The sequence below is a fragment of the Pseudomonas sp. St29 genome (genome assembly GCF_001547915.1).
Lineage (GTDB): Bacteria > Pseudomonadota > Gammaproteobacteria > Pseudomonadales > Pseudomonadaceae > Aquipseudomonas.
Map to the genome: position 1 here is coordinate 6629144 of NZ_AP014628.1, position 18123 is coordinate 6647266.

An 18123-nucleotide genomic window follows, 5' to 3' on the forward strand; every position below is an offset into this window, starting at 1 on the left:
GCAAGCGCAATGACTGAGCTGTCGAAAGTGCCGGTCACGGCACTCAAGGGCGTCGGCGAAGCCATGGCCGAGAAGCTGGCCAAGGTCGGCCTCGAAAACCTTCAGGACGTGCTGTTCCACCTGCCCCTGCGTTACCAGGACCGCACCCGCGTGGTGCCGATCGGCGCCCTGCGCCCGGGCCAGGATGCCGTGATCGAAGGCACCGTCAGCGGTGCCGACGTGGTCATGGGCAAGCGCCGCAGCCTGCTGGTGCGCCTGCAGGATGGCACCGGCGGCCTGAGCCTGCGCTTCTACCATTTCAGCAATGCCCAGAAAGACGGCCTGAAGCGCGGCACTCGCGTGCGCTGCTACGGCGAAGCCCGGCCCGGGGCCTCGGGCCTGGAGATCTACCACCCGGAATACCGCGCCATCAGTGGCGACGAACCGCCGCCGGTGGACCAGACCCTGACCCCCATCTACCCGCTGACCGAGGGCCTGACCCAGCAGCGCCTGCGCCTGCTCTGCCAGCAGAGCCTGGCCCTGCTCGGCCCCCGCAGCCTGCCGGACTGGCTGCCGGAGGAACTGGCCCGGGACTATCAGCTGGCGCCCCTGGACGATGCAATCCGCTACCTGCATCACCCGCCGGCAGACGCCGATGTCGATGAGCTGGCCCTCGGGCACCACTGGGCCCAGCACCGCCTGGCGTTCGAGGAACTGCTGACCCACCAGCTGTCCCAGCAACGCCTGCGCGACAGCCTGCGCTCCCAGCGCGCCCCAGTGCTGCCGCTGGCCCGGAACCTGCCGGCCAAATACCTGAAGAACCTCGGCTTCGCTCCCACGGGCGCGCAACAACGGGTCGGCAACGAAATCGCCTACGACCTGAGCCAGCCGGAACCCATGCTGCGCCTGATCCAGGGCGACGTCGGCGCCGGCAAGACTGTGGTCGCCGCCCTCGCCGCCCTGCAGGCCCTGGAAGCCGGTTACCAGGTGGCGCTGATGGCGCCCACCGAGATCCTCGCCGAGCAGCACTTCATTACCTTCAAGCGCTGGCTCGAACCCCTGGGCCTGGAAGTCGCCTGGCTGGCGGGCAAGCTCAAGGGCAAGAACCGCGCGGCAGCCCTGGAACAGATTGCCGGCGGCGCGCCCATGGTGGTGGGCACCCACGCCCTGTTCCAGGACGAGGTGCAGTTCAAGAACCTGGCCCTGGTGATCATCGACGAACAGCACCGCTTCGGCGTCCAGCAGCGCCTGGCCCTGCGCCAGAAAGGCGTCGGCGGCCGCCTGTGCCCGCACCAGCTGATCATGACCGCCACTCCGATTCCGCGAACCCTGGCGATGAGCGCCTACGCCGACCTGGACACCTCGATCCTCGACGAACTGCCCCCGGGCCGCACGCCGGTCAATACCGTGCTGGTCACCGACAGCCGCCGCGTCGAGGTGATCGAACGGGTGCGCGCCGCCTGCGCCGAAGGGCGCCAGGCCTACTGGGTCTGCACCCTGATCGAAGAATCCGAGGAGCTCACCTGCCAGGCCGCCGAAACCACCTTCGAAGACCTCTCCAGCGCCCTGGGCGAACTGCGGGTGGGGCTGATCCACGGCCGCATGAAACCGGCGGAGAAAGCCGCGGTGATGGCCGAGTTCAAGGCCGGCAACCTGCAACTGCTGGTGGCCACCACGGTGATCGAAGTCGGGGTCGACGTGCCCAATGCCAGCCTGATGATCATCGAGAACCCGGAACGCCTGGGCCTGGCACAGCTGCACCAGCTGCGCGGCCGGGTCGGGCGCGGCAGCGCCGCCAGCCACTGCGTGCTGCTCTACCATCCACCGCTTTCACAAATCGGTCGCCAGCGCCTGGGCATCATGCGTGAGACCAACGACGGTTTCGTCATCGCCGAAAAGGACCTGGAACTGCGCGGCCCCGGGGAAATGCTCGGCACCCGCCAGACCGGTCTCTTGCAGTTCAAGGTCGCCGACCTGATGCGCGACGCCGACCTGCTGCCTGCGGTACGCGATGCCGCGCAGGCTCTGCTGGAGCGCTGGCCGGACCACGTCAGCCCGTTGCTGGAACGCTGGCTGCGCCATGGCCAGCAATACGGCCAAGTGTGAACCACCACTCAGTTAGTGAACCCTCGCCATAACCAAGCTGGTTATACTCGTCAAATTGTAGAAAAACGGATACCAGACCATGACAGAAGTTGCCCTCGACATTGCAACCCCACACGCTCCGTCTGTTATCCGGTTGCTGCTCGGCAAGCTGGCCATCAGCTACAACGAAGTGCTCGACCAGCCGGGCCTGCCGGCTGCGCGCAAGGTCCAGGCGGTGCTGCTGGACGACGCCGTCGGCGCGCTGATGGTGCTGTTCCCGCAGAGCCAGCTACTGGACCTCAACCGCCTCGCCGAACTCACCGGCCGCCGCCTCACCGCCGTGTCCACCGAGCGCCTGGAGCGCATGCTCGGCAAGCACAGCCTGAGCCTGTTGCCCGGCCTGCCGGCGCTGACCAGCTCGCCGTGCCTGTATGAAGAAAGCCTGCTGCGCGAACCCAGCCTGCTGATCAATTCCGGCGAGCCCGGCGTGCTGCTGGAGATCACCAGCGAAGCCTTCAAGAGCATGCTCAACAAAGCCAGTGCCGGGCATTTCGGCGAGCCCCTGAGCAGCATCCGCCCCAACCTCGACCGCCCGGACGACGACCGCGAGGAAATCACCCAGGCCATGCAGGCGTTCACCGCGCGGCGCATCCAGCAGCGCCTGGAAGCCACCATCGAGATCCCGCCGCTGGCGGAAACCGCGCAGAAGATCATCAAGCTGCGGGTCGATCCCAATGCCACCATCGACGACATCACCGGCGTGGTGGAAACCGACCCGGCCCTGGCCGCGCAGGTCGTGAGCTGGGCGGCCTCGCCCTACTACGCCTCGCCGGGCAAGATCCGCTCGGTGGAAGACGCCATCGTCCGTGTGCTGGGCTTCGATCTGGTGATCAACCTGGCGCTGGGGCTGGCCCTGGGCAAGACCCTGAGCCTGCCCAAGGACCAGCCGCAACACGCCACGCCCTACTGGCAGCAATCGATCTACACCGCCGCGGTGATCGAGGGCCTGACCCGCGCCATGCCCCGCGCCCAGCGCCCGGAAGCCGGCCTGACCTACCTCGCCGGCCTGCTGCACAACTTCGGCTACCTGCTGCTGGCCCACGTGTTTCCACCGCACTTCTCGCTGATCTGCCGGCACCTGGAGGTCAACCCGCACCTGTGCCACAGCTATGTCGAGCAGCACCTGCTGGGCATCAGTCGCGAACAGATCGGCTCCTGGCTGATGCGCTACTGGGACATGCCGGACGAGCTGTCCACCGCCCTGCGCTTCCAGCACGACCCGAGCTACGACGGCGCCTTCGCCGAATACCCCAACCTGGTGTGCCTGGCGGTGCGCCTGCTGCGCAGCCGCGGCATCGGTTCCGGCCCCCACGAAGAGATCCCCGACGCCCTGTTCGAGCGCCTGGGACTGAGCCGTGACAAGGCCGAAGACGTGGTGAGCAAAGTGCTGGAAGCGGAAGTACTGCTGCGGGAACTGGCGTCGCAATTCAGCCAGGCCTGAGCCCCTTCGGCGGTCAGTCGGCTCCTGCGCAGCACCGAGGAGCCGGCTGGCCGACCCAGGTCCCCAGTCAAGCCTTGGGCTTGGCCTTCTTCGGTTTCAAATACTTGGTCAGGCCCTGGAACCAGATCACCAGCGCCGGATTGCCCTTGATCTGAATCGACTTGTCCTGAATCCCGGTCATGAACGCCAACTGCTTGTTCTTCGCCTGCATCGTGGCGAAGCCGTAGGCGGCATCCTTGAAGGCAATGGCGAACGCAGGCTCCGGGTAGAACCCCGAGCGGCTGGTAATGCGCTGGTCCTTGACGAAGAAATGCCGAGCAACCTTGCCGTCAAGGGTCTGCAGCTGGAACACCAGCTCCTTGTCGCCCAACTGTTGCTGGAAAGCGGGATTGTTGCGGCTGGCCTTGCCCATCAACAGGCCAAGCATCCAGAGAAGAAAACGAAATTTCATGCACGGCGCCTCAGTGGAATTATTGGGTGGCCGGCGCAGTTTAACCTGTAACGTGAAGAGCGCCAGTCGATCTGGCCAATTACTCGGAGATCGACTGGCGTTCAACGCTTATCGCGACATCTTGTCAGACAATCACTGACTCAGACGTTAGGGCAAGGCACCGGTGCCCAGTCACCCAGGTCCGGGTTCTTGCACATGCTGTTGACCTGGGTCTGGCCGGTGGTAGCGACCTTGTTGCTCTCGGCCTGCTTGGTCTTGGCCTGCTGGATCGACTTCTCGGTGCTCACCGCTTCGGCCGGCACGCTCGGCAGCTTGGGTTGCTTGACCTTCTGCGCCGGCTGCTTCTTCTTGCCACCGCTGGTGGTGGTCACCGGGGTGGTATCGGCAGTGGCGACCTTGACCACGTCGGTACGCTGCACGCCCACCTGCTGCAGATCCTGCTCGTAGGCCTGGTTGTACTTGTTCAGGTCTTCGCTGGCCCGGCCGTTCACCGCAGCGATCAGGTCGTTGGACTCTTTCAGGCCGCTGACGATTTCCGCCAGGCGCTTGCGCCCTTCCACGTCATTGATGCTGTTGGCCTTGCGCGCGCTGATCAGACTGTCGAAGGCACGCTGGTAGCAGGTTTGCGAGGCACGGGCGTAGGCCGTGCTGCGGTCGATGTCGGCCGCGCTCTTGTTGACGTCGGTGGCGTAGGAAGCGATGCGCTGATTGTCGTCGGCGATCTGTTTCTGACGCTCGGTGTAGTAACCGGCGGCGCCACCGGCCAGGGCACCGCCTGCGGCACCGATGGCGGCGTTGCGGCCACGGTGGTCGCCGTCACCGGTCAGGGCACCGAGCAGGGCGCCACCGGCGGCGCCCAGGGCAGCGCCGGTCACCACCGACTTGGTCATGTCCGAGTCGGTGGCACGCAGGTGCTGTACCGGTTCGTAGCAGCTCGGGTAGTACTCGACCTTGGTGGTCGAGGCGACCTTGGACACCGGAGAGGTCGCGCAACCGGTCAATACGGTGCTGAACCCGGCGGCAACCAACAGCAGGTGACGCTTGGATGTTGAAGCAAATGGCTTGCGGGAAAAAAGCATGTTGATGATCTCGATTAGTGTTGACCTACTCGGCACGACACCAGGTCGCCCGAGCTCCTCCAGGCTCGACAGACAGCGGCCGGTCATGACTTCTGACCGGTCGATGCGAGCAGTTCCTTCAAAATCGTCGCCGGGTCGGCTCGCCGTTTCTGGCGATAATCCCCGACATGGCGGACGAATAACGTAGCGCGCGTCACCAGGCTCTTGCCGAGCACCGGCTTGCGATTGAGCTCTTCCTTGATCCGTTGAAATTGCGCCTGGATCACCGCGTCGGTGTAACGGGTGCCCGTGGCCAGGTTGTCGATGTAGATCGCCACCGCCCCGTCCAGCGCGCTGCGGCCGTTGTCGATGGCTTCGGCGAACAGCTTGGCGCTGGGTTCGTCCTTGGCATCGATGGCCTGCTGCTGGCTCTTCTTCAGGTTGGTCAGGCGGATGTTGTAGTTGTTGACGGTTTCAGCCACCAGCGCCGCGGACTGGATCAGGTTGCCGGCCGCCTCCTCGCGCTGTTGGGCGATCAGCGAAACGTTGCGCTTGAGCTCTTCATTGACCAGCCCCAGCTCCGCCTGCAGGCGCGGGTCGACACTGGTGGCAATGATGCTGTCCAGGCGCTTGGTGGGGTCCTGGGCTTCGTCGATGGCATCGGTCAGGGACGCCAGGCGACCCTCCTTCTGCCACTGGGCGAACAGTTCCTTGTAGCGCGAACGCGGGGCCGACAAGGCGCCGATGGCCACCCGGAAGCCCGTGGTTTCGTTGCTCTGCTCAGTGCCGTCGGCACCGAACAGCGGGTACTCGCGGCGCATCCCGGTGAACAGCGTGCCCTCGCCTTCCAGGTAGTTGCCGCCCTTGACCACGAAGCCGCCGTAGGTGCCCTGGCGGCGCCCGGCACGCACCAGCTGGAAGGACTCCTGGACCATCTCGGCGGCGTTGCCGATCACGTCGAACATACCGATGGGGTTGGGCAGCTTGGTGCCGATCGGCATCAGGCGCGCCGCCTGACCGGTGCCGCCGGCCACCTGGTTGAACACCGCCCAGTCCGCCAGCGGGCCGTCTTCCTCGCTGCCCTCCACGCGACGCGGGAACAGCCGGCCCTCCAGCTCCTGGCGACTGACGGCCTGGCCGCCGCGAGCGGCGTACTCCCATTCGACTTCGGTGGGCAGGCGCACGAACCCCAGGCCACCGTCTTCCGAGGAACTGCCACGGCCGCTGACCGGCAGCAGGTCACGGTGATGCTTCATCAGCCAGGCGCTGTACACCGCGGCGAAACGCTCGGCCTCGAAACGCGACAGTTTGACCTTGGGCAGGCGCCCCTGCAGGCCGTCCGGCGCCTCGCAGGCCGGGGCCGGTTCGCCGCTGGCCAGGGACTGGGCCTGAGCCATGACCTGGGCGTACTGGCGGGCGGTGACTTCGTACTTGCCGATGAAATACAGCATCGGTTTGAGGGGCACCCCGCTGCCGGTTTTCGGCAAGGCCGGGCCGATGGTCTTGCCCCAGGCCGCAGGCAGGTCCTTGAGGGTGAACTGACCGTTGATGTAGTCCCGGCGATAGCCGGAAATGAACGACTGCTGATAGCCGCTCTCGCCTTCGCTGAAGGGGTAGCCGAGGTTGACCTCGCGGTCGTCCAGGGTGCCCTGGGCCAGCACGTAGACGTAGCGGAACACCATCTCGCCGTCACAGGGCAACGGCAGGCTGACGTCGTCCGCCAGGGGCTTGGGATTGTCCATCTTGTTGCCGGGCTCTTCGGCCCACACGGCGCCGGCCAGGGTCATGGCCAACACGGTGCCGATCAACTTATACATCGCGAATTCCTTCACAGGCTTCAATGCGCGACACCCGCCAGCCGCCCAGCGCCGCGGCCAGGGTGCTGACGCCCAGTGTCGCCAACAGGGCCAGCCCGTAATGGGCCGGCAGCAAATGACTGGCGTACTCGCCGGGCACCTGCATGAACAAATGATTCAGCCCGGCCTGGGCCAGGCCATACAGGGCGCCACTCAACAGCGCGGCAATCCCGGCGCTGTACAGCGCCTGGGCCACCACGAACAGCAGCAGCGCGCCGGTGGAAAACCCCAGCAGGCGCAGCACCGACAACTCCCGACGCTTGCGCTCCACCGCCGCCAGGGCCCCGGCGAAGATCGCCGCGAAGGCACCGGCCAGGGCCAGCCCGGCGATCACCCAGAAGACGATGGACAGGTTGCGGCTCAAGGACTGCACCTGGGCGATGGTCTGCGCCTGGGTCGCCACCAGCAGGCCGCGCTCGGCGAAATACAGCCGCAGCGGCTCGACGTCATCCAGATCCCGGGCATACAGGCGAAACGCCGGGTAGACCCGCTGCGCGGATGCCGCCTGGACCTCGCCGAGCCAGCCCAGGGCCGCCACGGCGCGACCGTCGCGGTAATCCTCGGCGGCCTCCAGCAGTGCCAGCGGAGCGAACAGCGCGTCACGGGCAAAGGCTTCCAGGGGCAGGATGCCCTCCACCTGGACCCGGGTCCGCTGCACCTCGCTGCGCCCCGCCACCTGCCGGCCAAAGCTCGCCTGCAACCAGTCCCCCGGCTGCGCCCCGAGCTTCTCGGCGGCGGTGCGGCTGAGCAGCACGCCGCTGATGCTCCGGGGTGACGACAAACGCCCGAGCAACGGGTCGCCCACCGCGGTCGGCAGCATCTCCACGGTCAGGCCGATATCCGCCGTGCCCCGGGACAGGTCCGCCGTCGCGGCGATCTGCCGGGTGCGCGGCAAGGCAAAGGCCACGTCCGGGCGCTGCCCCAGCTCGGCAATGAACGCGGCGCTGAAGCGTCCGCCGCCCAGGGGAATGATCTCGCGCACCGCCGGGTCCTTTTCCAGGCGCTCGGTGAGGCTGCTGACCAGCCCGAACTTGAGCCCGAACAGCACCAGCAACGGCGCGATCACCGCCACCAGGGCCAGCACCGAACAGGCCGACAGCCAGGAATCGGCGCGGTAGTCCTGCCAGGCCAGCGCAGCCGTCAGGGACGCACGCATCAGCAGGCCTCCCCCAGGGTCGCGGTGACCCCGCCGTCGGCATCGCGCCGGCAGGCAATGCGCCGGACCTGCAAGCCGTTGGCCCGGGCCAGCACCTCATCGTGGGTGGCGATCACGCAGCACACCCCCTGATCGCGGGATTGCTGCACCAGCAGTTGCATCACCCTTTGCGCGTTCAACGGGTCCAGGGCCGCGGTCGGCTCATCCGCCAGCAGCACCTGCGGGCCGTGGGCCAGGGCCCGGGCGCAACTGACCCGCTGGCGCTGGCCCACCGACAGGGCAGCGGGCTTCTTGTGCAGTTGATCGGCGATTTCCAGGCGCTCGGCCAGCCGCCGGGGAATGCCGTCGTCGGGCAACCCCAGCAGTTTGCGCGGCAGGCCGATATTCCCCCGCACATCGAGAAAGCCCAGCAGGCCGCCGGTCTGCAGTACATAGCCCAGGTGCCGGCTGCGCAATTGCGCCAGGGCACTGTGGCCCGCGCCGCGCCAGATCCCGAGGATGTCGATGGCGTCTCTGGCCGGGGCAAATTCGAAGCGCGCCGCCGAATCCGGAGCCAGCACCAACGCCAGCAGATCGAGCAGGGTGCTCTTGCCGCAACCACTGGGGCCGACCACCGCCAACTGGTCGCCCGCGCGCAGTTGCAGCCTTGGGATCTCCAGGCTGTAGCGTTGGCGACCCTCGCCGCGGCTCTTGCGTACCTGCGCCAGATCGAGCATCACGGCAGCGTCGACAACGGAACGCGGTACAGGGCATCACCCGGCTCGGCATCGCCGAAGCGCACCCAGTTGGCCAGGTCGTTGTGGAAGGTTTCGTAGAGGCGGATCTTCGAATCCAGCTCGTCGATGAAATCCTCCTGCTCGGCCACGCTCAACGACAGCCACAGGTCCTGGGTCATGTTCAGCGACTTGCTGCGGTACGGCAGGCCTTCCAGGTATTCGCCGAGCACACCGCCGTCGGCCAGGTTGCCGCCCTTGCGCAGGGCCGACGGGTCGCGGCTCATGTAGGCACTGGCACTGGCGATTTCCTGGAAGAAGTCCTTGGGCGAAGTCTGGGTCTTGCGCGCCGCGTCGACGATCAGTTTCAGCGACTGCTGCAGGTCGTTGAGCTGCAGCTTGGTCAGCATCACGCAGACCTGGAACGCCGGCAGCGCCGGGTTGGTCAGGTCGCGGTCGGCGGTCCAGGCGCTGACCAGCTGCGGCGCCTGGCTGGCGGCCTTGCGTCCGAGAAAGTCCATGTGCATGGCGTAGCCGATGGCTGCCGATTTCTGCGCGATGCTCGGTGCCGCCGCCAGCAGCGGGACTTCCTGGTGCTGGTTGCTGCGCACCTGATGCACCAGATCGGCGAACACCGTGCCGATCTCGTCGACCCGCTCGCCGAACTTGCGCACATCGCCACCGGGCACCGGAATGTACAGGTCGCCGATCTTCGGGTTGGCGTCGGCGGTCAGCACCCGGTACTGGGTTTCCGCCTGGGCGTGGTTCTTCTTGCCGGCATCGGTGCGCAGGTGCAGGGCGTAGATCTTGATCTGCTTGCCCAAGGCCGCCTGGCGCACTTCCGCCTCGTTCATCTGGGTGCGGCTGTAGGGATCGTTCTTGCGCAGGGCCCCGGCATCGCTGACCAGCAGGATCAGGCGACCGCCGTAGCCCTTCCAGTCCATGCCTTCCACGGCCTGCATGACCCCGGCAAAGGCGTCTTCGTTGAACGAGTGGCTGGAGACGCTGGTGGCCTTGACCTGGCTCACCAGTTCCTGGAAACGCTGGGGATCGCGGCCCTGGTCCAGGGTCACCAGGGTCTTGGTCACGTACTCCAGGCCCGGGGTCTTGCTGGTGTTGTTGCGAAAGCCCACCAGGCCGAAGCTGACACTGTCCAGCTCGCCGCGCTCGGCGATCTTGCTCTGCAGCTCATGCACCACGTCGCGCACCTGATCGATGTACGGCTGCATCGACACCGAGGTGTCCACCACCAGCACCACCGCCGTGCGGAAGGCATCGGCGGCCGCCGGCGGGCTGTTCGCCGGCAGCGGCTTGCCGCTGCTGTCGCTGATGCTCTGCGGGCTGTTGCCCGGATCGATCGAGGCGACGTTGAGCAACTGCACCGGCTGGCCGTTCTCGTCGAAGCTTTCCTTGGAATCGAAGATCGGCAGCAGGTAGAACTGGTCCTGGGGCACCGCGCTGGCATTGGGTTCCAGGGCCAGCACCTGCTGCTCGTCCTGGGGATTCTTCTGCGCCCTGAGCAGCAGGTTCTTGGCCGCCGCCGGGTCCGCCAGCAGGCGCTCCAGCTCGCTGGCCTGGCGCACGAACATCACCGGCGCGCGGCCGGAACGTTCGGTGAATTTCAGCACCAGGCTCTGCTTCCAGTCGCTGACCTGCTCGGCCGGCAGCCAACCGGCGCTGCGTCCATCGCTGGCGGCGCCCAGGCGCAGCCAGGAGCGGCCGTCGAGGTTCTTGCGCTGGTACACGTAAAGCACCGAGAACGCCGGCACCGGCTTGTCCGGCGTGGCCCCCGGCGCGCTGGAGAAACTCGCACCCGGCTTGCTCAGCACCCGCTGGAACAGGGTCTTCTTGCCCGGCATCAGCAGCGGCCGCTGGCCGCCATCGACATCCGCGGCCAGCGCCTGCTCCACCGGCGGCGCCACCACGGCAGGCGGGGTGCCGACCGTGGCCGGGCTCTTGGGTTGCGGCGCCGGGCTGTCGCCGGACAACCACCAGTAACCGCCCCCCGCCACGGCCAGGGCCACCGCCACGGCAACCCCGGCCAGGGCCAGCAGCGGGCCGCGGCGCTGTTCGGACGCCCCGCTGCCGGCTGGCGGCAGGTTGGACCCGCGCGGCGGCACAGGCGGTTCCTGGGGCGGCTCGCGGCGCGGCGCCGGTTGGGCCGCCGGCGCCTGTTGCGGAATCTCGATCGACACCGGGGTCAGCCCGGCCAGGTCGTGGCTCTGAGTTACAGGCTGAGTTACAGGCTGGGGGGCAGCCTGAGGGGGCAGCGGCAACGGCTGGATCAGCGTCGCCTCGACCTCGGCCGTCTCCGGCGGCAGGTTGTCCAGGGCCGCCAGCAAGGCCGCCGCGTCCGGGTAACGTTCCGCCGGGTCCTTGGCCAGCAGCTTGCGCAGGATGTGCTGGTAGCGCCCGTGGTGCAGCGGCAGCTCCGGCAAGGGCTCGGTGAGGTGGGCCAGGGCCGTGGACAGCGCGTCGGTGCCGTTGTACGGCAACTCGCCGACCAGGATTTCATACAGCACCACCCCCAGGGCATACAGGTCGGCGCGACCGTCGATGTCCTGGCCACGGGCCTGTTCCGGGCTCATGTAGCTCGGCGTGCCCACGGCGAAACCGGCCTGGGTGAACTGGGTGCGGTCGTCCAGGGACTTGGCGATGCCGAAGTCCGAGAGCACCGCCGTGCCATCGGCGCGGAACAGGATGTTGGCCGGCTTGACGTCGCGGTGCACCAGCCCCTGGGCATGGGCATAGCCCAGGGCCGAGGCGATCTGGCGGATGTAGGCCAGGCCCTGCTCCGGGGTCAGCCCGGCGGCGATGCGCTCTTTGAGGGTGCCGTTGGGCAGGTACTCCATGGCCATGTAGTACAGCTCGCCGACATTGCCGATGTCGTGGATGGTCACGGTGTGCGGGTGCGACAGCCGCGCCAGGGTCTTGCCCTCGCGCAAGAAGCGCTCGCAGAAGCTCGGGTCGGCGGCCAGCGCCGCGGCCATCACCTTGAGCGCCACCTTGCGCTCCAGGGAACGCTGGGTCGCCAGGTACACGGTGGCCATGGCGCCTTCGCCAATCTCGCCCTGAATGTCAAAACCGGGAATCAGAATGTCCATGGTCAGTATCCTGCGGCCTTGATCACGATGGCGGTGATGTTGTCCGGCGCGCCCCGGGTCAGGCCCAGGTGGATCAGGCTGCGCACCACATCGTTGGGCTCGCTGTGGCTCAGCACATCGCGCAGTTCGAAGTCTTCGGCGGTCTTGTTCAGACCGTCGCTGCACAGCAGGAAGGTATCGCCGTCCTGCACCTGCAGATCGACCTGGGACAGCTGCAACTGGGCCTCGACGCCAATCGCCCGGGTGACGATATTGGCCCGCGGATGCACCCGCGCCTCGGCCTCGCTGAGCAGGCCGCTGTCCTGCAGGTCCTGGACGTAGCTGTGATCCCGGGAAATGCTTTCCAGCTGCTCGTCCCGCAGCCGGTACAGGCGACTGTCGCCGGCCCACAGGCACACGCCCCGAGCGCCACGCACCGCCAGCAGGACCACGGTGCTGCCCATCATGGTTACCCCGCGATTGGCAGTTTCCTCGCGCACCGCGGCGTTGACCGCGGCCAGGCCGTTGCGCAGCGCGGCGACGTACTGCTCCAGGCTCTCGGCCGCCGGCACCGCCCGCAGGCTGTCGACGATCAGGCTGCTGACATAGTCCCCGGCGGCGTGCCCGCCCATGCCGTCGGCCACCAGCCACAGGCCGGTCTCCGGGGCTTCGAGCCAGGCGTCTTCGTTGATTTTCCGCACCATGCCGACATGGCTGTAGCTGGCGGACTGGTAGGACAGTTGCGGCGCAGAACCCATTTAGACGGCACCCTCTTGTCCGAGCAAAAATTGCGCAAATTCACTGGCTGGCGGCAGGCCCTGGCAGCGCAACAGCATCGGGCTGATGTACTGCGACCCCCGGCCCCACCACAGACTCGTCCCCTCGCCGGCCTGGGCCGCGAGCACCGCGCCCCGGGACTGAGGATCATTGACGTAGAACCGTTGCAGGCCGGCGTAGTGGCTGACCTCGACCCGCCGCGCCGGATTCGGCGCGCCCAAGGCCTGCAGGCCCTGCTCCAGGGCCTCGAAACGGGCACCTTCATCCAGGGTCGCCAACAGCAACGCCTCCACCTGTTCGAACCACTGCTCCGAGCCGGTGACCAGGGACGTCAACTCTGTCTCTGGCTCCAGCAGCGCGGCCACGGTCAGGGGGAAATAGCGCCCGACCCGGTCGATGCTCGGCATCACCACCCCCACCACCGCCTGGGGCCCGCAGACTCCCGGGGCCAGGGCGAAGCGCCACAACGGGCTGATCAGGTAGGCGTTGAGCCACTGCTCGCCCAGGGCGTTCTGGCTGGCCAGCAGCCCCGCCGCCAGCCAGCTGTCCCAGGGACCGATAAAGCTCTGCGGCAGGCCACGGCTGACAAAATCGCCGCGGCTGGCCAACTTGCCGTACAGGCCGGGCGCGGTCATAGCCGCTCCGGCAGGCTGAAGCCGCTGAGCACCCGGCTCTTGAACGGGTTGAAGGCGCTGCTGGCGCGCAGCTCGTAGGAGATGCTCGCGCCATCCACCCGCAGCCGCAGGTTGAAGCGGTCCGGCGAGTTGGTGGCGGTCAGGTCCGATTGCTCCAGCAGGCGGAACCAGGCCCAGGGGCCGTCCAGGGTCACCCCGGAACGCCCGGTGGCCGACGGCGGCATGATCGACAGGCGCACCACGCCGATGCTTCCCGGGTTCGGCCACTGCATGGCCACCGGCCGGCTCGGGCCGTGGTCATAGCTCAGCTGCTGGCCGTCCAGGTCGAGCAGGAACTGGCTGATGTTGGCGTCCATGGCCACCGGCTTGAGCTCGAAGCGCACCGCCGGCTGGGTGCCGCCGCTGGAGCGGAAGAACGCATCGCGGATATTCGCCGCGCGCTGGAAGGTTTGCAGCACGCCGGGAGAGATCCCCAGTTTCTGCGCCGCGCCCGGCTGCCAGCTCCAGGTGGTGGTCGAGGTGTTGACGTAAGGCTGCAGGTACTTGCGGAAGTAGTTGTCCATCACCCCGCCGGTGCCGAAGAACTGGCCGAAGTCTTCCAGGGTCGCGTCCCGCGAACTGCCCGGCGACATCGGATAACGCCCGCTCAGGGACTGGCGATAGACGTTCACCACTTCGCTGACCCAGGCCGCGTTCAGTTGATTGCGCACCCCGCCCATCATGGTGTTGGTGGTGGAACCGACCACCGACTTGACCAGCCCCTGGACCAGCGGCGGCTGACGCTCGGCGGTCAGGCTGACCCGGGCAGCCGCGGCGCTGGCCTGGTTCTTGGCCTCGCCCAACAGTGCGTCGCCGCTGGCCCCGACCATGGCGCTGACCTGCACGTACAGGGCGTTCATGTCCGAGAGCAGGCCGTCGATGGCCGCCGGCTCGCCCTCGCCCTTGCTTACCAGGCTGTTGAGGTCGGCAAAGTGCGCACTCACCGGGTCTTCGCTGCTGGCCACGGCGGCGGGGTTGGCCGCCTGCTCCTGACCCAGCAGCGAACCCAGGCGCTGCTTGAGCTGATCGACACCGCCCTCGACCTTCTGGCCCTGGGCCGCCAACAGGCGTTCTTCCTGTTGCAGATCGGTTTCCTTGGCCACCGCCACCAGCAGTTTCTTCAGCGGCGAAGTGGGCCCGGAGAGAATCCGCAGCACGTCGGCGGCCTGGGCCACGCTGGTGATCGGCACGAAGTCGATGTCCGCCAGCAGGGCATCCCACTGGCGCAGGTAGTCCTGGAAGTACAGGCGACGCACGTCGGCGGCGAGGCTGGCGACGTTCTGCTGGTCGGCCTGATCGCGGCCCAGGACCCACTGTTCTTCCGCCAGGGTGCCGGCCTGGTTGAGGCTGGCCAGGAGGAAGGCCTGGCGATAGCCCTTGGCGGTGAACAGGCCGCTCAGGGGTTCGCTCAACGGCTTGCCGCTCTTGCGGGTGAACACCAGCGCCGCGTCGCGGCCACCGGCTTCGCTGAGGCGGAAGTCCGGAACGCCGTCCGGCAGCTTGGCGCGCTTGACCCGGTCATACACCCGCTGGGCCACCGGCAGCTGTTGCAACTGGCGACGCAGGTCGTCGATCAGGCGCTGGTCCAGCCGCGCATTCGGTGGATGTTTTTCGAACAGCGCCTGCAGGTGCCCGGTCAGGGCCTGACGCTGGTCCGGCGGCAGATCGCGGGCCAGGGTGCGGTCCCAGTCCAGGGTGATCCAGGCCTTGATGAAGTCCGGGTCGTAATGCTCACTGTCCGCCAGCATCAGGTAGGCCTTGAGCCCCTCGTAGAGGAAGTCCGAGTTGCCACCGCTGTGCAGCTGCTCCTCGATGCGGGTCATCAGCCGTGGGGCGAACACCGCCACCAGCAGCTTGCGATAGACGCTGGCGGCCTCGGCTTCGAGCATGTCGCCCTGATACAGGCCCAGGCCCTCGGCCCAGCCCGGCGCATCGCCGGCCAGATGGCGGGTGGCGTTGAGCAGCGGCAGCACCGCCAGCACATCGCGCTGGGCCGAGCTGAGGCTTTGCACGTCCTGGCGCACTGGCGCGACACGCTGGTCGACCTGGGCGATGTAGCTCTGGTTGGCCCGGTAGCTGATGATCCACAGGGTGCTGACCACCAGCACCAGGGCCACGCTGGCCGCCAGGGCGCCCCGGGCGATCCATTTACGCCGCCGCTCGACCTTGGGGTTGACCCCCACCAGCCCGCGCTCGGCAAAGGCCACGGCGCTGAACAGCTTCTCGATGAAGTAGCTGCGCCCGGTGCCGGTCTGCCGCGCCAGGTGCTGGCGGTCCAGGTTCATGCTCTGGGCCATGGCGCCGATCAGGCGATCGATGGGGCTGCCTTCCTGGGTGCCGCTGGTGAAGTACACGCCGCGCAGCAGCACCCGCTCTTCGAAGGCGTTGGGTTTGAACACGCCTTCGAGGAAGCCCTGCAAGGACTCCTTGAGCGCCGCGAATTGCTGCGGGAAGCCGTAGATCAGGTCGCGCCGCGCCGGGTCGCGTTCCTGTTGCAGGCGCTCCACCAGACGCTCGTTGAGGCGCTGCTCCAGGGCCGCCAGCTCCGCCGGCAACTGGGCCAGGGGGCTGTCGCCGCTCTTGCCGTCGTCCAGGGCGAAGGTCATGCCCCAGACCTGAGCCCGCTCTTCCTTGCTCAGGGAGTCGAAGAACTCCATGAAACCCGGCACCAGATCGAGCTTGGTGAGCATCAGGTAGATCGGGAAGCGCACTCCCAGCTGGGTGTACAGCTCCTGGATACGCAGGCGGATCGCCGCCGCGTGGGCCGCGCGCTCGGCGTCACTGCCGAGCAGCAGGTCGGAGAGGCTGATGGCGACGAAGGCGCCATCGATCGGCCGCCGTGAACGCTGGGTTTTCAGCAGGTCGAGAAAGCCCAGCCAGGCCGCCTTGTCCACCGTGGCGTGGCTGTCCTGGGTGGTGTAGCGCCCGGCGGTGTCCAGCAATACCGCCTGGTCGGTGAACCACCAGTCGCAGTTGCGGGTGCCGCCCACGCCGCGCACGGCGCCGGCGCCCAGTTGCGCGGCCAGGGGGAAATGCAGGCCGGAATTGACCAGCGCGGTGGTCTTACCCGAGCCCGGCGGGCCGATGATCACGTACCACGGCAACTCGTAGAGGTTGCGCCGCTCGTCACCGCCCAGCTTGGCCTTCTTCAGCAGCGCCAGGGCTTCGTCCATGCGCTGGCGCAGGGCCGCCAGTTCTTCGGCGGTGGCCACGCTGTCCGGGTCCGGCGGGGTATCGGCGGCCAGGCTCTGCAGCACCTTGGCTGCGTGCCGGCGGGCCTGGATGATGCGCCACACCCGGTAGCCGATCCACAGCGCGAAGATGCAGATGATCAGCGCCCAGCGCCGGCCTTCCGGCACCAGGAACTCCAGCAGCGGGCCAATGAACCAGATGATCAGGCTCAGGGCGATCAGCCCCAGCAGCGGGATCACCCAGCGAATCACAAAACTGAAAAACGCCTTCACTCGACCCCCTCCGCCAATACGCTGATTTCGACCCGACGATTACGCGCCCGCCCTTCGGCGGTGGCGTTGCTTGCCAGCGGCTCGGTGTCGCTGCGGCCTTCGGCGCTGAAGCGCTCCGGCTGGCCGGTCTTCGCCGCGAGGATCTGCAGCACCGATTCGGCGCGGGCCTGGGACAGCTTCCAGTTGGACGGGAAGCGCAAGGTGGCGATCGGGCGGTTGTCGCTGTGGCCGGTGATGCGCACCTGGCCCTTGACCTTGCGCACCGCGTCGGCGATGCGCAGCATCAGCGGCTGATAGTCGTCGAGAATGCTGGCGCTGGCCGAGGCGAACAGCTCGTCGCCACGGATGGTCACCACCGAACGGTCGACGGCGTCTTCCACCGCCACCCGCCCGGCCTTGATGTCCTCGGCGAGGAAGCCCGCCAGGCGCGGACGCTCGACGATCTTCGGCTGGATCACCGGGCGATCCAGGGTCTGCACCGGGATCTCGCCCAGGGCATGGATGTTCTTGAACACCGGCTCGGCGTCCGCCGCCAGCTTCAGGCGCAGGCCGAACAGCAGCGCCAGGAGCAGCGCCACGCCAATCGCGATGCCAACCCAGGGCGGCATGAACTGGGCCAGCCGGTCACGGGCCACGCTGACCCCGCGCCAATGCGGCGACAGCTCGCGCTCGTGCTCGCCACGGGCGCTGCGGATGGTGGCCGCGGTGCGCTCGCGCAGGGCTTCGAGCTGGCTGCGGCCATCGATCATCACCCGGTAGCGGCCCTCGAAACCCAGGCACATGCACAGGTACAACAGCTCCAGCAGGTACAGGCGCTCGCGGGGGCTCTGCAGGCAGTGCTCCAGCAACTGGAAGACCTTCTCGCCGCCCCAGGCTTCGTTGTGCACGGTGATCAGCAGGCTCTGCTTGCCCCAGTCGCTGGTGCTGCCCCAGGGGGTGCTGAGCACCGCTTCATCCAGGGCGGTGCACAGCGCATAGCGCGCCAGTAGCACGTCGTTGCGCGGCACGCCGGCGGCTTCCGCACGCTCTTCGAACTGGCGCAGGTAGGCCAGCAACTGCGCCCGCAGGCTGGCCGGCGCCGGGTGCGCCAGGGTGCTGCGCAGCCTCGTGAGCAAGGCCAGCAACGGGCCGGCGGCGCTTTCCAGGGGGTTCAGGCCCCGGGCCTGGCCGGCCGGCAATGGCGCTGCCGGCATCGCCAATGACGGCGACGCTGCAGCCGCCGGGCGGCCGGGCTCGGGCGCGCGGCCACCGGGGCGCGGCATGAATTGGGTGCGGTCATTGGCCGGGGACGGCTGCCCTGCCGAATCGTCGAAAGGATGCATCGCG

General features: G+C 67.7%; 12 protein-coding genes. 2 read left to right on the forward strand and 10 right to left on the reverse strand.

What is annotated here, in order from left to right:
• Window positions 1-9: 9 nt before the first annotated feature.
• Window positions 10-2085, forward strand: a complete 2076-nt coding sequence (recG, locus tag PST29_RS29705; RefSeq protein WP_060844966.1) for an ATP-dependent DNA helicase RecG — start codon at window positions 10-12, stop codon at window positions 2083-2085.
• A 79-nt stretch (window positions 2086-2164) separates the two neighbouring features.
• The gene (locus tag PST29_RS29710; RefSeq protein ID WP_060841727.1) at window positions 2165-3565 is read left to right on the forward strand and encodes an aminoacyl-tRNA deacylase and HDOD domain-containing protein; all 1401 of its coding nucleotides are present in this window, start codon (window positions 2165-2167) and stop codon (window positions 3563-3565) included.
• A 67-nt stretch (window positions 3566-3632) separates the two neighbouring features.
• On the opposite strand, the gene PST29_RS29715 is transcribed toward PST29_RS29710, so the two are convergent.
• The 10 genes from PST29_RS29715 to PST29_RS29760 all read right to left on the reverse strand — a co-directional run bounded on the left by PST29_RS29715 (window position 3633) and on the right by PST29_RS29760 (window position 18119).
• Window positions 3633-4016 carry a hypothetical protein gene (locus PST29_RS29715; protein WP_042940722.1) on the reverse strand — a complete coding sequence of 128 codons (384 nt, stop codon included), beginning with the start codon at window positions 4014-4016 and terminating at the stop codon, window positions 3633-3635.
• A gap of 140 nt (window positions 4017-4156) precedes the next feature.
• Window positions 4157-5095 (reverse strand): type VI secretion system-associated lipoprotein TagQ, encoded by a 939-nt coding sequence (gene tagQ / locus PST29_RS29720; RefSeq protein ID WP_060841728.1) that lies wholly within the window; start codon window positions 5093-5095, stop codon window positions 4157-4159.
• An 83-nt stretch (window positions 5096-5178) separates the two neighbouring features.
• A complete protein-coding gene (locus PST29_RS29725; RefSeq protein ID WP_060841729.1) occupies window positions 5179-6891 on the reverse strand; it encodes a formylglycine-generating enzyme family protein in 1713 nt (570 codons plus the stop codon).
• Window positions 6884-8086 (reverse strand): ABC transporter permease, encoded by a 1203-nt coding sequence (locus PST29_RS29730; protein WP_060844967.1) that lies wholly within the window; start codon window positions 8084-8086, stop codon window positions 6884-6886. The genes PST29_RS29725 and PST29_RS29730 overlap by 8 nt, the downstream gene beginning before the upstream one ends.
• On the reverse strand, window positions 8086-8802 hold the full coding sequence (locus PST29_RS29735) for an ABC transporter ATP-binding protein (RefSeq protein ID WP_060841731.1): 717 nt from the start codon (window positions 8800-8802) through the stop codon (window positions 8086-8088). The genes PST29_RS29730 and PST29_RS29735 overlap by 1 nt, the downstream gene beginning before the upstream one ends.
• The gene (locus PST29_RS29740) at window positions 8802-11903 is read right to left on the reverse strand and encodes a serine/threonine-protein kinase (protein WP_060844968.1); all 3102 of its coding nucleotides are present in this window, start codon (window positions 11901-11903) and stop codon (window positions 8802-8804) included. Before PST29_RS29740 ends, PST29_RS29735 begins: the two co-directional genes overlap by 1 nt.
• Before the next feature lie 2 nt (window positions 11904-11905).
• Window positions 11906-12640, reverse strand: coding sequence for a PP2C family protein-serine/threonine phosphatase (locus tag PST29_RS29745; protein WP_060841733.1), 735 nt, complete (start codon window positions 12638-12640; stop codon window positions 11906-11908).
• On the reverse strand, window positions 12641-13294 hold the full coding sequence (gene tagF / locus PST29_RS29750) for a type VI secretion system-associated protein TagF (protein WP_060841734.1): 654 nt from the start codon (window positions 13292-13294) through the stop codon (window positions 12641-12643). It abuts the gene before it with no gap.
• On the reverse strand, window positions 13291-16797 hold the full coding sequence (tssM, locus tag PST29_RS29755; protein ID WP_060844969.1) for a type VI secretion system membrane subunit TssM: 3507 nt from the start codon (window positions 16795-16797) through the stop codon (window positions 13291-13293). The genes tagF and tssM overlap by 4 nt, the downstream gene beginning before the upstream one ends.
• On the reverse strand, window positions 16794-18119 hold the full coding sequence (locus PST29_RS29760) for a DotU family type VI secretion system protein (RefSeq protein ID WP_060841736.1): 1326 nt from the start codon (window positions 18117-18119) through the stop codon (window positions 16794-16796). Before PST29_RS29760 ends, tssM begins: the two co-directional genes overlap by 4 nt.
• Window positions 18120-18123 lie beyond the last annotated feature (4 nt).

Excerpts from the sequence above, each read along its gene's own strand:
- PST29_RS29715 (WP_042940722.1), bottom strand. The coding sequence starts at position 4,016 with ATGAAATTTCGTTTTCTTCTCTGGATGCTTGGCCTGTTGATGGGCAAG.
- PST29_RS29730 (WP_060844967.1), bottom strand. The coding sequence starts at position 8,086 with ATGCGTGCGTCCCTGACGGCTGCGCTGGCCTGGCAGGACTACCGCGCC.
- PST29_RS29735 (WP_060841731.1), bottom strand. The coding sequence starts at position 8,802 with ATGCTCGATCTGGCGCAGGTACGCAAGAGCCGCGGCGAGGGTCGCCAA.
- PST29_RS29760 (WP_060841736.1), bottom strand. The coding sequence starts at position 18,119 with ATGCATCCTTTCGACGATTCGGCAGGGCAGCCGTCCCCGGCCAATGAC.
- tagQ (WP_060841728.1), bottom strand. The coding sequence starts at position 5,095 with ATGCTTTTTTCCCGCAAGCCATTTGCTTCAACATCCAAGCGTCACCTG.
- PST29_RS29745 (WP_060841733.1), bottom strand. The coding sequence starts at position 12,640 with ATGGGTTCTGCGCCGCAACTGTCCTACCAGTCCGCCAGCTACAGCCAT.
- PST29_RS29725 (WP_060841729.1), bottom strand. The coding sequence starts at position 6,891 with ATGTATAAGTTGATCGGCACCGTGTTGGCCATGACCCTGGCCGGCGCC.
- tagF (WP_060841734.1), bottom strand. The coding sequence starts at position 13,294 with ATGACCGCGCCCGGCCTGTACGGCAAGTTGGCCAGCCGCGGCGATTTT.
- recG (WP_060844966.1), top strand. The coding sequence starts at position 10 with ATGACTGAGCTGTCGAAAGTGCCGGTCACGGCACTCAAGGGCGTCGGC.
- PST29_RS29740 (WP_060844968.1), bottom strand. The coding sequence starts at position 11,903 with ATGGACATTCTGATTCCCGGTTTTGACATTCAGGGCGAGATTGGCGAA.
- PST29_RS29710 (WP_060841727.1), top strand. The coding sequence starts at position 2,165 with ATGACAGAAGTTGCCCTCGACATTGCAACCCCACACGCTCCGTCTGTT.